This window comes from Micromonospora parastrephiae (assembly GCF_016802865.1).
GTDB classification, from domain to species: Bacteria; Actinomycetota; Actinomycetes; order Mycobacteriales; family Micromonosporaceae; genus Micromonospora; species Micromonospora parastrephiae.
In genome coordinates, this window is sequence record NZ_JAEVHM010000146.1 from 1 (window position 1) to 13,852 (window position 13,852).

Below are 13,852 nucleotides of genomic sequence, written 5' to 3' on the forward strand. Positions count from 1 at the left end.
GGCGGCGGCACCGGCACGCCGACGGCCGGCGCGCCATTGGGCGGCGGCTCGGTCGCCGGGGCGCGGGTGACCGTCACCGGTCAGGCCCGGCCGTTACGGGTGAGAACGAAACCCAGCGGGGTGACCCCGGCGGCGCGCAGCCGCTCCACGAGGCGCCGCAGGTCGACCTGGCGGGTGCGGTCCCGCTCGACCACCACCACCGCGCTGCCCTGCCGGGCCACCGCGACGCCGCGCTCGTCGGACTCGGCCGGTGGAGCGTTGAACAGCACCAGCCCGTGGTCCGCGCCCTGCCGCCAGGTGCCGAACCGGACGCCACCCACCCCCACGCTCACCTCGTCCGGGGAGGCGACCCGACCGTTCTCCGGCCGGGCGGGAGCCACCCGGGGCAGCGTGAGCGTGGAGTCCGGGTCGGTGGACGGGGCGGGCGCCGGGCGGATGCGGGGAGGGGCGGCGGGTGGGCACGTTCTCCGGGGCGGGTGTCGTGGCCGGCAGGCTGCCGGCCGGGCGGGGCTTGGGCACGGCCGGCCGGGACGGGTCGATGGGCAGCCGCCCCCGGTCGGCGAGCACCGCGGCCCGCAGCCGCTCGGTACGCCCGCTGTCGTCGGCGACGAAGACCTCCCTACCGTCGGCGGCGAGCGCCACCGCGAGCCCGGCGGTGAGCGACGTGGCGTCCTCCCGTGCGGTGAGCAGCGCCACCCGGGCCGGCTGCCGGACCCGCTCGGCCACCGCCATCGCCACGTACCGGACGTCCGCGTCGACGGCACGCGGACTGCCCCGCAAAGGTGGGCGGCGCACCGTGCCGAGCAGCGGCAGGCCGGTGGCCTCCCGACCGTCGGCGACCGAACGGACCCGCCGGTCGGCCGACTCCCAGGCGTACGCGAGCACCACGCCGATCAGCGCGCCGGCGAGCAGGCCGGCGACCAGGTAGAGCGGCCGGTGCCCGGCGGAGGTGACCAGGGCACGCTCGGCGGTCTGGGTGACCCAGCCGGGGTTGACGTCCACGGCGGCGATCTCGGTGCGGGCCGCGTTGAGCTGGGTGAGCTGGTTGTTGATCCCCGCCAGCTCGGCCAACGCGGCGTCCCCGGCGGCGGTGTCCTTGGCGCTGCTCGCCCGCTTCTGCACCGCCGTCTGCTGGGCGGCGACCTTGGTGATGCTGGCGTCGTACGAGCGCAGCATCTCGGCGCGCTGCTGCTCGTACATGGTGCGTCGCACGTCCAGATAGGCCCGGGCGGCGAGGTTGGCGCCCTGCACCGCCCGCTGCGCCTCCTTCGCCTGGTAGCTGAAGCGCAGGATCTGCCCACCGGTGGGCACCTCGACCTCGAGCGCGTCGCGGATGTCGCGCGGGTCGCCGCCGGCCGAGTCGGCGAGCCGCTGGACCACCTCCGTGCCGGTGGCGATGCCGCTCTCCACGTTCATGTTGACCGCCCGGTCGGCCCCCGCGCCGCTGGGAGTGAACGCGTCGGTCACCACCGGCCGGACCGCGACGACGGCGCTCGCGGTCATCGCCGGCGGCACCAGCAGCACGTAGCCGAGCGCGAGGAGCAGACCGACCACGGCCACCACGGTCACCAGCCGCAGCCGGTGCAGCGGCACCCGCAGCAGGTCGGTCAGCGTCACCGAGCGGTTTGTGCCGGGGGACGGGGAATCCGTCGGCCAGGAGGTGGGAGCTGCGTCAGTCATGGAACTTCTTCACCGTCTGTTGAGGATTGCCGACCACCACGACGCGGGGCGCCACGTCCGTACGGACCACCGTCGCCGCGCCCACGACGCTGTCCCGGCCGACCCGTACGCCCTTCATCACCAGGGCATGCGCGCCGACCCACACGTTGTCCTCGAGGACGATCGGGGCGCGGGTGGCCGGACCGGGTGGCTGGTGCCGTTGCTCGGGTGGCAGGTTGTGGAAGTCGTTGTCGAGCAACTCGCAGTCCGACAGCAGGCACCGGTCCCCGACGGTCACCGACGTCCAGGTGCCGATCCACGTCGCGTTCAACAGACAGTCGGCGCCGATGCGCACCTCGCCGGGGCCGGCGAAGCGGACCAGCTTGTTCAACCGGGTGCGGTCGCCGATGGTTACCCGCACCCCGCGGCGCAGCCGGATGCGGCCTCGGATCTGCACGTCCCGGCCGAGCGTCAGCCGCCGATAGCGCAGCCGGTACCAGCCGCGTTTGACCGCGAAGACCAGGCGCACCGCGCGTCTCGCGCGAATGCCAGCGGCGCCGACCATCGACCCCTCCCCCACGTTGTGGGGCCGCGGCGGTGGAGCCGCCGCCGGCCCAACGTGAACAATCTACCGATGCTCCGTTACGAACCGTAAACCCTCACTGCACGGAGAAGAATGTTGAGGGGGTAGACCAGGACAACCCGGGCGTCGCGGGACTGAGGACGGTCGCCGCCGCGCCGTCGACCACCGCACTCGGCGCGGCCGTCGGATTGAACGGCACACTACGCAGAGTGCCGTCGGTAGCACCGTAGACGATCCGGCCGCCCACCCACGCCATGCCACGCACCGCGGTCCACGACACGCCGGTCGTCGGCAGGGTGAACTCGGTGGCACCGAGGTAGTTGCCGTCGATCTCGAAGTAGCGGTAGTACAGGTTGTTGGCGCCGGTACGGGTGTAGTAGAGCCGACCGTCGAGGAAGAAGGCGCCGCTCATCGTCGCGGGGTTGTACCAGTCGTTGTAGCCGGACGCCTCCCACGGCGAACCGATCGCGCCGCCGTTGAACAGCGAGATGTCGATCCGGCTGCCGGTGGGCGTGCCCGCGACCGCGTGCGACCAGTAGATCCGGTCGTCCACCCGCCACGTCGCGCCGGCCGCCGTGTAGGCCGGCTGGCTGACCGTGGTCGGGGTGCCCAGCGTGGTGCCGTCGAACGGCACCTTGGCCAGGGCGCCCGGGGAGGTGCTCAGGTAGAGGTTGCCGGTGGTGGCGGTGGGCGGGTTCTTCGGGGTGAAGGTCCGCCCGCCGGCGAGCGGGAACATGCCGAGCCGGCCGTGGTACTCCTCGCCCATGCCGTCGGAGTTGTGCCCGAAGTAGAGGCCGTCCGCGCCGCGCCACAGCACCGGCACCGAGGAGCCCCAACTGCTGGTCCCGGCGGGCATCGAGGCGCTACCGCTACGACGCGGGTTCCAGTTCACCGGCATACCGGTGGCCGGGGTGACGGCCGCGATGCCGAGCCGGTCGACCGCGCCCGGGCCGGCGGCGTCGCTGGCGTTCGGGTTGTTCACCCAGCGGAAGTGCCCGCCGAGGTAGATGACGTTGTCGGCGACCTCGACCGACGTGATCGTGTCGTTGCCGGTGTAGTCGGCCCAGGTGGCGAGCTGGCCGCTGCCCCGGGCGGCGGTCTCGAAGCGGACCAGCGTGTCGCAGTACGCGGTCGGCCAGCCGGCTCCGCCGTTGGTGCCGACCACGAACCAGCTGCCGTCTGCGCCGAACTTGACGTCCTGCACGTAGTGCACGAACGTCGCCGGGGCCGCGCACGGCGGAACGAACTTCTCCGTGCTCCAGTCGATCAGCGCGGGCGTCGCGGAGACGTCCACCAGCGCCATCTGGTTACGCGGCAGGTCGTTGACGAGCGTGAAGTTGCCGCCGACGACCAGGGTGTTGCCGTCCGGCGTGACGTCGATGGTCCAGACGTACGAGGTGGTGGAGTGCCGCCCGACGGTGGCGTTGATGGCGAAGGTCGGGTCGATGGCGCCGGTGGTCGCGTTGAGCCGGGCGAGGCCGGCGTGCGCGGTGCCGTTGAGCCAGTTGAACGCGCCGGCCACGTACAGCCAGTTGTTGTGCAGCACGACCTCGCGGACGCTGCCGCCGTCGGAGCGCCCCAACCAGGAGTCGATGATCGCGCCGGTGGAGGGGTTGAGGGCGACCAGGTTCTTGCGGGAGACCCCGTTGACGGTCTTGAAGGCCCCGCCGACGATCAGCGTGCCGCCCGGGCCGGCGACCAGGGTGTTGACCGCGCCGTCGAGCACCGGCAGGAACGCCGTGGACATGGTGCCGGTGGTGCGGTCGTACGCGAAGAGGTAGCGCTGGGTGATCCACGGTGAGCTGGCGGTCTGCCGGAGCTGCGTGAAGCTGCCGCCGACGAATACCGTGTTGCCCACCTGCGCGAAGGCTCGGGTTTCACCATCGCGCGCGTGCGGGGTCGAGTCGGCGGGGTTCGCCGACACGAGGGTCGCCGTCTCGGGGACCGGTACCACCGCCGCCGAGGACACCGTGGGCACACCGAGCACCGCGGCGACGATCGCCAACGCGACCACCCCCGCCCGAGTACGACGTCGTCCTGCGAAACGCCACAAGTGCGAGAGTTTGGGCACGCTGCGCCTCCAAGGTGGATGAGTACCCGAGGTAGCGTCCCTCGCCCACGCTGGCAGGCGCATCCGCCGATTGGGCGGTGCATCGATCAGCAAGCTGACAGAACGCCGGAGGACCGGATACCCGGTCCGACCCCGCGGCGCGCCGTCACGACATCGTCATGACCGTCAGCGGCTCCCCCCGGTGGGCTGCCGCAGGTACCCGTCCCGGCCGGCCTGGGAGAAGCCGGCCACCGCCGACGCGTCGTGGTTCATCGTCATGTCACAGGTCGCCGTCCGGGTGGTCATGCCCGGCGAGTTGAAGTAGATGGCGGCCTTGATCTTCGGGTGTGCCTTCAGCGCCGCCGGGAACTCCTGGAACCAGCGCTGCTTGGCGCCCGGGTCGGCGGAGTTGAAGTTGGTCCCGAACTCGGCGAGCATCCGCGGCTTACCGGCGCCGATGCCGTTCTCGTCCAGCCAGCGGTAGAAGCCGCTCACGGTCGTACTCGGGCTCTTCCACACCGTGCTGCCGTTGCAGACGTGGAAGTTGTACGGGTCGTAGGCCACCCAGTCGACGTAGCGGTCACCGGGGTAGAGGCCGGCGTACCGGGAGTAGTGACCGGACCAGCCCATCATCGTCCAGACCCAGACCGCGTTGGTCGCGCCGGCCTTGGCGAACCGCTCGTACACGTACCGCCAGGCCCGGACGAACTCGGCGTCGCTGCCCTTGGCCGGCTCGTCCTCGGGCTCGTGGTCGAAGCCCATGAAGACCGGCACACCGGTCGCGCGGATCCGGCCGGCGACCGCGTCGATCGTCTCGTCCTGCCGGCCACTGTAGACGTCCGCCCACTTCAGCGTGGTGCCGGCGGAGAAGTCGCGGGACTCCCAGGCGAAGAACATCAGCCGGCCCTCGCGCATCTGCTGCGACTCGTACGCGTCGGGGAAGGCGCCGTTGCTGCCCGAGTTGGAGAAGTCGTGGTAGCGGTGCACGATGTCGAACTTCCGCCCGACCTGCGCCTCCACGTCGGTGACCGCCTTGCCGTGGTCCCAGCCGCCGCCCGCGCTCGCCGGCGAGTACATGCCCCACCAGGCGCCGCAGGAGGGCACGAGTTTGTCGGACACCGCTCCGCACTTGCCGGGCGGGATCGTGGTGCTCGCGCTGGGTGTGGGCGTCCGGGTCGGGGCGACGGTCGGCGACGGTTTCGGCGCGGCGGTGGTCGGCGAGGCGCTGGGCGTCGGGGACGGCGTCGGGCGGGTGGTCGACGACGGCCGGGTCCCGATGTCGTAGCTGATCACCAGGCTGGGGCGCAGGTCCGGGTTGCGGTTCTCGACCGACGCCCAGTAGATCCTGCTCTCCAGCCCGCTCTGCGCCAGCGAGACCGTCCAGGTGCCGTTGCCGGTGACCAGTTTGGAGATGTCCCACTCGTTGACGCCCTTGGACACACCGGTCACGCTGTCCAGCGCCGCACCCGCCGACGTCAGCGGAGGCCGGGCCTCGCGGGCGCTCAGCGGCGAGGCGTGCGCCGTCACCGTGGCGGCGAACTGCTGCCAGGCGTGCACCCGCAGCGTCGCCCGGACGTTGATCGCGGCGGCCGGAACCGTGGTGACCGCGAACTCGATGACGGCCTCGCGGCCACCACGCGGGTTGCCGTCGCAGCGCGTCGCGCAGGTGGCCAGGGTCGACTTGGCGGCGTTGTCGCCGTCCTGCGACACCGCCGTGGCGGTGGTGTCCGCCGCCGCCCGGATCGACAGGTCGTCGCTGGCCAGCAGGGGCATCATCGTGGCGACGATGCCGGCCACCACCGAGCCGCCGACCACGCCGATCGCGATGGCCTTGCGCCGGGGCCCGGAGCGGAACCGGGTGATGCGGTGCAGTCCGTGCCTGGTCAAGGAGAACTCCCTGTGTCTGCTGCCGTAACGGTGTGCAGCGTATCGATGACCAGGGCGGGTCGTGCGCAGGACAGTTTCCCGTAAGCGCGTCTTAACCGTCAGCTAAGGAAGTCGGCCCCGGTCGCTCGCCGCAGGGCGGCGCGCATCGCCTCGACCGGGGCGCGCACGCCGGTGAACTGCTCGAACTGGCCCACCGCCTGGGCCAGCAGCAGGTCCAGTCCGGACACCACCCGCAGGCCGGCCGCGAGGGCGGACGCGGCCAGCGGCGTCGGCCACGGGTTGTAGAGCGCGTCGAAGAACACTCCACCCGGCCGCCAGGTCACCAGGTCGGCGAGGGGGTCGGCGACCCCCTTCGGAACGGTGGAGACGACCACGTCGGCCCCGGCGTGCCGGGCCGCGTCGGACCAGGCGGCACCGGTCAGCACCAGATCGAGGGCGTCGGCCACCGGTCGCAGCTCGTCGACGGCCTCGGGGCGGCGGGCCACCACCGTGACCGACGAGCAGGCCATCCGCGCGGCGGCGGCGAGCGCGGCGCGGCCCGTACCGCCCGCGCCCAGCACCGTCACGGCAGCACCAGCCCTCACCCCGGCGTCGGTCAGCACCTGAACCATGCCGGCGACGTCGGTGTTGTCCGCGTACCAGGAGCCGTCCGGACGGCGTACCAACGTGTTGGCCGCGCCGACGGCGGCGGCGACCGGCGACGCGGCGTCGGCGACCGCGAACGCGGCCTCCTTGCCCGGCATGGTCACCGACAACCCGGCCCACTCCGGGCCCAAACCGGCAACCAGATCCGGCAGCTCCGCCGCCGCGCACTCGATCCGGGTGTACGACCAACCGCTCAGCCCGGCGGCGGCGTACCCGGCGGTGTGGATCACCGGGGAGAGCGAGTGCGCGATCGGCTTGCCCAGCACCGCGGCCCTACGGGTCGACACGATCACCGCCGGGCATTTCCAAACACCCCGCCATCGTCCGCATCATTTTCCGCCCTTCCACATGTGTCGGGTCGACCCTACCCAGTACGCCGGCCACCGCACCAGCGAACTCAGCCGCGACGATGGCCTATCGCCTGACGGACATCGACGTGAGTGAAAGCACTCCCGCGACGGCATGACCGATCGAAAAAGGGGAATCTTGAACGAACGCATTATGCGCGCCCTCATCGCGATTGCCGCAGTCTTCAGCCTCTCATCGACGGGGAGTTCGGCTCCAACACCGCCGCCAAGACCAGGACCTGGCAGGACGTGATGAACATCGGCATCGACGGTTCGGTCGGACCGCAGACCTGGGGCAAGGCGTACGGCGCGGTCAACCGCAACACCAGCTACGACACGAGCACCCAGGCCGGGTGCTTCTACTACGGCTACAACCGCACTTTCGCTCTGCGGAAGCAGAACAGCAACGGCGTGTGGCCGTTCCTGAACCCGCGCACCGGTAGTTGGGCCAGAACAAGCCACTGACAATGACACCGTAAATGGTGTTTCAGGGCGGACAAAAAGGCTCCCTTCCCAGCGCGGGAAGGGAGCCTTTTTGTCGTCGGAGGGGAACCGTCAGATGATGCCGGCCTCCCGGGCCTTGGCCTTGTTCCGCTCGTGCTGCTCGGGTGTCTCGGCGAACGCTGAGTGGCCCTGCTTGTCGACCGCGACGAAGAAGAGCCACTTGCCGACCGGCGGGTCCATCGCCCCTTCCAGCGCCTGCTTGCCGGGGTTGTTGATCGGGGTGGGGATCATGCCCGGCAGCTTGCGGTTGTACGGGTTCTTCGGGTCGTTCAGCTCGGACTCGGTCATCTGCTTGGACGACTTGGTCGGTTTGCCGATCGACTCCAGGTAGTAGTTGACGGTGACGTCCATCTCCAGGCAGTTGCAGGGGAACTCGCCGTACGCCCGGTTGTAGGCCACCCGGGCGACCTTGCCCAGGTCGTCCTTGTTGCCCGCCTCGGCCTGCGCCAGCGAGGCCACGATCAACGCCTCGTACGGGCTGACGCCGCCCCGTTCCTTCTGCACCCGGTCGGCGAACTTCATCTCCTCGGTCACCGACAGGAAGTTGTCCACCATCAGCTTGAGGATGCTCTCCGCGGTGGCCTTCGGCGGGATCTCGTACGTGTCCGGGTAGAGAAAACCCTCGACGGACTTGACGACCTTCTTGCCGTCCTCGCGCTTGAACCACCAGTCCGGCACGCCGAGCGCCTCGGGGTCCTTCGCGGCGGTTTGGAAGTCCTTGACCGGGATCTTGGTCTTGTCGGAGAGCAGCTTGTAGATGTTCAAGCTGGTGCGGCCCTCGGGGATGGTGATCCCGTTGACGATCTTGTTCTTCAGATCGAGCATCGCGGTGACGGCACTGGCGCCGCTCATCTGCTTGCGCAGCTTGTACGTGCCCGGCTGGATGTTCTTGCTGCGCGAGTCGGCCTCGGCGGCCTCGATGAACGCCTTCTGGCTCTTCACCACGTCGGCGGCGACCAGCGCGTCGGCCATGTCGGCCAGCAGCGCGCCGTTCTTGATCTCGACGGTGATCTCGCCGGAGCCGGAGCCGTCGTAGTCGGGGGTGACGAAGTAGTTCTGGATCCGGTCGAAACCGTAGAACGCCGCGCCACCGATGCCGCCCAGCAGGAACAGGGCCAGCAGCAACGCCAGGAATGTCTTACCCCGGCCACCGCCCGACCCGCCCTTGCCGTTGCGCTTCTGCACGAAGCCGCGCCGGTGCCGGCCCTTCTCCCCCCGCTCCGGCTCGTCGAACCCAAGGTCCAGATCGTCGATCATTGCGTCCGCCTCCGCTGCGCATCCAGCCAGCTCTGCAGGATCTCCACCGCGGCCGCCTGGTCGACAACCGCACGTTGACGTTTACCTCGGACGCCACGCTCGGCAAGCCTACGAGAAGCGACCACCGTCGACATCCTCTCGTCAGTGAGCGTTACCGGGACAGGCGCTATCACATCGACCAGTCGGTCAGCGTACGCCTTCACGTGGACGGCCGCCGGACCGTGCTTGCCGGCGAGATTGACCGGAAGGCCGACGACAACCTCGACGGCCTCGTGCTCGGCCACCAGCGCCGCCAGCTCGGCGAGGTCACTGGGCACCGCGTCCGGGGCCGACGTGAGATCGCGGGCCAGGGTGACCAACGGTGTGGCCAGCACGCCGTCCGGATCCGAGCGGGACACCCCCACCCGGACCTGCCCGACATCCACGCCAATCCGAACGCCACGCGTCCGTTCAGCCACCGACGGTCACCCCCGGGGCCCTACGAACCAGGGCGGACCGAACGGTCCGCCCTGGTCGACAATGATCGTCCATCACGCCTCGGTGATCGCCTTCTCCACGGTGAGCAGCAGCTTCGGCGCCTCGGTCGCGGGCAGACCGCCACCCTGGGCGAGGTCGGGGCTGCCCCCGCCGCGCCCGGAGAACGCCGCCTTCACCAGATCCGAGGCGGCCAGGCCCCGACCCCGGGCGGCCTGGTTGACCGCCACCACCAACGACGCCTTGCCGTTCGCCCGAGCCGCCACCGCGACCACCGCCGGTCGCGCCGGATCGATCTTGCCGCGGATCTCCTGGGCGAGGGTCCGCACATCGTTACCGGCTGCGCCCTCCGGCGCCTCGGTGCCCACGTACGCCACCCCGCCCACATCCCTGGCCTGCGCCGCGAGCGCCGACGCCCCACCCAGCACCAGCTGGGCGCGCAGCTTTTCCAGCTCCTTTTCCGCGTCGCGCAGCTGGGTGACGGTCTGCTCCACCCGGTCGGCGACCTGCTCGCTGGGCACCCGGTACAGCTCGGCCAGCCGGGAGACCAGCAGGTGCTCGCGGGCCAGGAAGCTGAAGGCGTCCATGCCGACCAGCGCCTCGACCCGACGGACACCGGAGCCGATCGACGACTCGGAGAGGATCTTCACGAGGCCGAGCTGGGCCGAGCGGGCCACGTGCGTGCCACCGCACAACTCCCGCGCGTAGTCACCCACCTCGACGACCCGCACCTCGTCGCCGTACTTCTCGCCGAAGAGCGCCATCGCCCCGATCCGCCGCGCCTCCTCCAGTGAGGTGATGAAGGCATGCACCTCCAGGTCGGCCAGCAGCACCTCGTTGACCTGCTGCTCCACGTCGCGCAACACGCTCGGCGACACCCCGGTCGGGGTGTTGAAGTCGAATCGCAGCCGGCCGGGCGCGTTCAACGAACCAGCCTGGGTGGCCGACTCGCCGAGGAAGTTCCGCATGGTCTGGTGCACCAGGTGGGTGGCCGTGTGCGACCGCGAGATCGCCCGCCGGCGGGTGGTGTCGATCTCCGCGTAGCCGGTCTCGCCCGCGCGCACCTCACCCCGGATCACCCGGGCCCGGTGCACGATCAGGCCCGGCACCGGCTGCTGCACGTCGAGCACCTCGACCTGACCGCCACCCACGGTGATCATTCCCCGGTCGGGCTGCTGGCCACCGCCCTCGGCGTAGAACGGGGTCGTGTCGAGCACCAGCTCGATCGTCTCGCCCTCGGTCGCCGCCGGACGCGGCCCATCCGCGCCCAGCAGCGCCCGCACCGTCGACTCGCGGGCCACCTCGCCGTACCCGGTGAACGTCACCGGACCACCCGAGTCGAGCACCGACCGGTACGCCGACACGTCGGTGTGCCCGGTCTTGCGCGCCTGCGCGTCCGCCTTCGCCCGGGTCCGCTGGTCGGCCATCAGCCGGCGAAAGCCCTCGTCGTCGACCTTGAGACCCTGCTCGGCGGCGATCTCCAGGGTCAGGTCGATCGGGAAGCCGTACGTGTCGTGCAACTGGAACGCCTTCGCGCCGGACAGCGCCGTGCCGCCCGCCGTACGGGTCTCGGCGATCGCGGTGTCCAGGATCGTGGTGCCGGCACGCAGCGTCGACAGGAAGGCGTCCTCCTCCGCGTACGCGTACTGCGAGATCCGGTCGAAGTCGGTGGCCAGCTCCGGGTATGACGGCGCCATGCAGTCCCGGGCAACCGGCAGCAGCTCGGGCAGCGCCCGATCCTGCCAGCCGAGCAGCCGGATCGACCGGATCGCCCGACGCATGATCCGGCGCAGCACGTAGCCGCGCCCCTCGTTGCTCGGGGTCACGCCGTCGCCGATCAGCATCAGCGCGGTCCGCACGTGGTCGGCAACCACGCGCAGCCGGATGTCGTCCGGGTGCGACTCGCTGGCCACATGTCCGGAGTGCGCGCCGTAGCGCTTGCCGGTCAGCTCGGCCGCCCGGGTGAGGATCGGCCGGACCTCGTCGATCTCGTAGAGGTTGTCGACGCCCTGCAGGATCGAGGCCATCCGCTCCAGGCCCATGCCGGTGTCGATGTTCTTCGCCGGCAGGTCACCCAGGATCGGGTAGTCCTCCTTGGTGGTGCCCGGCCCCCGCTCGAACTGCATGAAGACGAGGTTCCAGAACTCCATGTAGCGGTCCTCGTCGACCGCCGGGCCACCCTCGCGGCCGTACTCCGGGCCCCGGTCGTAGAACAGCTCGGAGGACGGGCCGCACGGCCCGGGGATGCCCATCGACCAGAAGTTGTCCGCCTTGCCCCGGCGGACGATCCGCTCGGCCGGCACGCCGATCGAACGCCAGATCTCGAACGCCTCGTCGTCGTCGAGGTAGATCGTCGGCCAGATCCGCTCCGGGTCGAGGCCGTACCCGCCCTGGTCCTGCCGCTTGGTGATCAGCTCCCAGGCGAGCGGGATCGCCCCGGCCTTGAAGTAGTCACCGAAGGAGAAGTTGCCGTTCATCTGGAAGAACGTGCCGTGCCGGCTGGTCTTGCCGACCTCGTCGATGTCCGGCGTGCGGATGCACTTCTGCACGCTGACCGCCCGCTGGTACGGCGCGGCCTGCTGACCCAGGAAGTAGGGGACGAACTGCACCATACCGGCGTTGACGAACAGCAGGTTCGGGTCGCTGATGGCGGGCAGCGGAGCGGACGGCACCACGGCGTGGCCGTTCGCCTCGAAGTGCGCGAGGTACCGCCGCTTGATCTCCGCCGTCTTCATCGCTGGTGTTCCTCCGGAAAGATGTATCGGTCGCCGATCCGCGGGTCCTCCCGCAACTCGGCGAACTGGTCGTCGAACGCCTCGCCTCGGGCGAACGCCTCGTGGATCTCCTGCTCGCGCTCGGCCATTCCGATGCGAACGTCCTCCACGAAGCTACGCAGCGACTCGATCAGCCCGCCAGCGGATTCCGACAACGTGCTGGCGACGCCGGCCGGGGTGTACGCCTGCGCGGTCTTGGTCGCCTTGCGGACCACCACGACGCCGACGGCGAGCCCGATGCCGAGCCAGAACAACCGCCTCATGTCTCGCTACCTCCTGGTGCGCCGGCCGGTCAGCGGTTGCCGCGCTTCGCGGCCCGCCGCTGCTGCTTGATGGTGTCGCGCACCTCGCGCTCGGTCTCGGCGTGCCGACGGCCGGCGGCGGCCCGCCGCACGCCGTAGCCGAACGCGGCCACCTTGACCAGCGGGTTCGCGGCCGCGGCGGAGACCACGGTGGCCAGGTTGGCGACGTTGGCGGTGACGTTCTGCGCGTGGCTGGTCATGGTGTCGACCTTCGCCAGCTGCAGGTTCACACCGTCGAGCGAGGTCTGCACCTGCTCCAGCGCGGTGTTGACGTTCTTCACCGTGGTGTTCACGTCGCCGAGCAGCGGCGCGGTCCGATCGTTGAGGTCGTTGATCATCCGCGTGGTGGCGTCCACCGTGTGCCGCAGCCGCAGGATGGGCAGCGTCAGGATGAGCACCAGCACCGCGAACGCGCACGCCGCGATCAGCGCCGCGACCTCTCCAATGTCGCTCACGCCTGTCCTCCTCAAGCAAAGTTCCGCAGGACCCGACGTCCCCGGAACGCACAACGGTGCTACCCACAACAGACACGCCGGCCGTCGCCGGTCAGCGGCAGCGGGCGTGCCCGCCAGCCCCAGACCCTACCGTCCGTGATGGAAACCGGCTCAGGACGGTGAGGGTGTCAGGTCACCCAGCGGGTCGCCGCTGACTGTCGGGAACGGATCCTCTCCGGTCAGTGACGGATCGGTGGTCGGTTGGGGCCTGGTCCGTTCGTCGTCGATCGCGTTGCGCACCTTCACCGATACCAACGAGCCGGCGCACTCCGTCGCAGCGGCCGGCGAACCGGGAGACGGCACGATCGCGGGCTCGCCGTCGACCGGCGGCGGCACGCAGGTCGGCTCGCGCACCCACAGGTCGAGGGTCAGCTCGTCGCGTCGCCAGCAGGTGTAGCTGCCCTTTGTCTCCTGCTCCGGGCAGCGGGTCACCTTCCACGGTCGCCAACCGTCCTGGCGCAGCGCGTCCTCGTAGACCTTCGTCGTCTCCGCCGGCGACTTCTGCGAGGTGACGGTGCGCTCGCGCAGCCGGCAGTCGAGCAGGCACCAGCGGCTGCCGCTGACGTCGTCGTCCGTCTTCGCGGCGGCCCAGGCCGGCACGTTGAGCTGGTCCAGGTTGTCGAAGACCGGGTCGTGGCTCAGCGTACGAATGCCGAAGAAGAGCGGCACCGCACCGAGCAGCACGATGCTGACCAACGCCAGTGCCACCGCCCGCAGTCGCCGTCGCTCGCGCGACTGCCGACGCTGCTCCGACCGGGCGCCGGTGGCCGGGCTGTCGTCGTCGGGGGTGTCCTGGCCGGCCTGGCGCAGCTCGGGGCCGGCGGTCGGTTCGGGTGCCGGCCGGTCCACCGGTCCCGCCGGGGCGGGCACCGCGGC

At 70.7% G+C, this 13,852-nt stretch carries 11 protein-coding genes and 1 pseudogene; 1 reads left to right on the forward strand and 11 read right to left on the reverse strand.

Annotation, left to right across the window (positions count from 1 at the left end):
• Positions 1–80: 80 nt before the first annotated feature.
• The 5 genes and pseudogenes from JNW91_RS23330 to JNW91_RS23350 all read right to left on the reverse strand — a co-directional run bounded on the left by JNW91_RS23330 (position 81) and on the right by JNW91_RS23350 (position 7,114).
• Positions 81–1,680, reverse strand: a pseudogene (locus JNW91_RS23330) (lipopolysaccharide biosynthesis protein).
• Positions 1,673–2,224, reverse strand: a complete 552-nt coding sequence (locus JNW91_RS23335) for an acyltransferase (protein WP_203177577.1) — start codon at positions 2,222–2,224, stop codon at positions 1,673–1,675. Before JNW91_RS23335 ends, JNW91_RS23330 begins: the two are co-directional and overlap by 8 nt.
• A 94-nt stretch (positions 2,225–2,318) precedes the next feature.
• On the reverse strand, positions 2,319–4,295 hold the full coding sequence (locus tag JNW91_RS23340; protein WP_407664375.1) for a hypothetical protein: 1,977 nt from the start codon (positions 4,293–4,295) through the stop codon (positions 2,319–2,321).
• Positions 4,296–4,478: 183 nt separating this feature from the next.
• Entirely contained in the window at positions 4,479–6,179 is a 1,701-nt protein-coding gene (locus JNW91_RS23345) for a glycosyl hydrolase (RefSeq protein WP_203177579.1), read from the reverse strand.
• Between the two features lie 98 nt (positions 6,180–6,277).
• Positions 6,278–7,114 carry a shikimate dehydrogenase gene (locus JNW91_RS23350; RefSeq protein WP_203177586.1) on the reverse strand — a complete coding sequence of 279 codons (837 nt, stop codon included), beginning with the start codon at positions 7,112–7,114 and terminating at the stop codon, positions 6,278–6,280.
• A gap of 150 nt (positions 7,115–7,264) precedes the next feature.
• Here JNW91_RS23350 and JNW91_RS34035 point away from each other — a divergent pair, with 150 nt between their 5' ends.
• The gene (locus tag JNW91_RS34035; protein WP_407664376.1) at positions 7,265–7,636 is read left to right on the forward strand and encodes a peptidoglycan-binding domain-containing protein; all 372 of its coding nucleotides are present in this window, start codon (positions 7,265–7,267) and stop codon (positions 7,634–7,636) included.
• 90 nt (positions 7,637–7,726) lie between these two features.
• On the opposite strand, the gene mltG is transcribed toward JNW91_RS34035, so the two are convergent.
• The 6 genes from mltG to JNW91_RS23385 form a co-directional block, all read right to left on the reverse strand.
• The gene (gene mltG / locus JNW91_RS23360; RefSeq protein ID WP_203177581.1) at positions 7,727–8,932 is read right to left on the reverse strand and encodes an endolytic transglycosylase MltG; all 1,206 of its coding nucleotides are present in this window, start codon (positions 8,930–8,932) and stop codon (positions 7,727–7,729) included.
• On the reverse strand, positions 8,929–9,390 hold the full coding sequence (ruvX, locus tag JNW91_RS23365) for a Holliday junction resolvase RuvX (protein ID WP_203177582.1): 462 nt from the start codon (positions 9,388–9,390) through the stop codon (positions 8,929–8,931). Before ruvX ends, mltG begins: the two co-directional genes overlap by 4 nt.
• Positions 9,391–9,462: 72 nt before the next feature.
• Positions 9,463–12,141: an alanine--tRNA ligase gene (alaS, locus tag JNW91_RS23370; RefSeq protein WP_203177583.1), complete on the reverse strand. Its 2,679-nt coding sequence runs from the start codon at positions 12,139–12,141 to the stop codon at positions 9,463–9,465.
• Positions 12,138–12,443: a hypothetical protein gene (locus JNW91_RS23375; protein ID WP_203177584.1), complete on the reverse strand. Its 306-nt coding sequence runs from the start codon at positions 12,441–12,443 to the stop codon at positions 12,138–12,140. Before JNW91_RS23375 ends, alaS begins: the two co-directional genes overlap by 4 nt.
• 29 nt (positions 12,444–12,472) lie before the next feature.
• A complete protein-coding gene (locus JNW91_RS23380; RefSeq protein WP_203177585.1) occupies positions 12,473–12,937 on the reverse strand; it encodes a DUF948 domain-containing protein in 465 nt (154 codons plus the stop codon).
• Between the two features lie 150 nt (positions 12,938–13,087).
• Entirely contained in the window at positions 13,088–13,786 is a 699-nt protein-coding gene (locus JNW91_RS23385; RefSeq protein ID WP_203177587.1) for a hypothetical protein, read from the reverse strand.
• Positions 13,787–13,852 lie beyond the last annotated feature (66 nt).

Coding starts and splice junctions, on each gene's coding strand:
- alaS (WP_203177583.1), bottom strand. CDS start 12,141: ATGAAGACGGCGGAGATCAAGCGGCGGTACCTCGCGCACTTCGAGGCG.
- JNW91_RS23375 (WP_203177584.1), bottom strand. CDS start 12,443: ATGAGGCGGTTGTTCTGGCTCGGCATCGGGCTCGCCGTCGGCGTCGTG.
- JNW91_RS23335 (WP_203177577.1), bottom strand. CDS start 2,224: ATGGTCGGCGCCGCTGGCATTCGCGCGAGACGCGCGGTGCGCCTGGTC.
- mltG (WP_203177581.1), bottom strand. CDS start 8,932: ATGATCGACGATCTGGACCTTGGGTTCGACGAGCCGGAGCGGGGGGAG.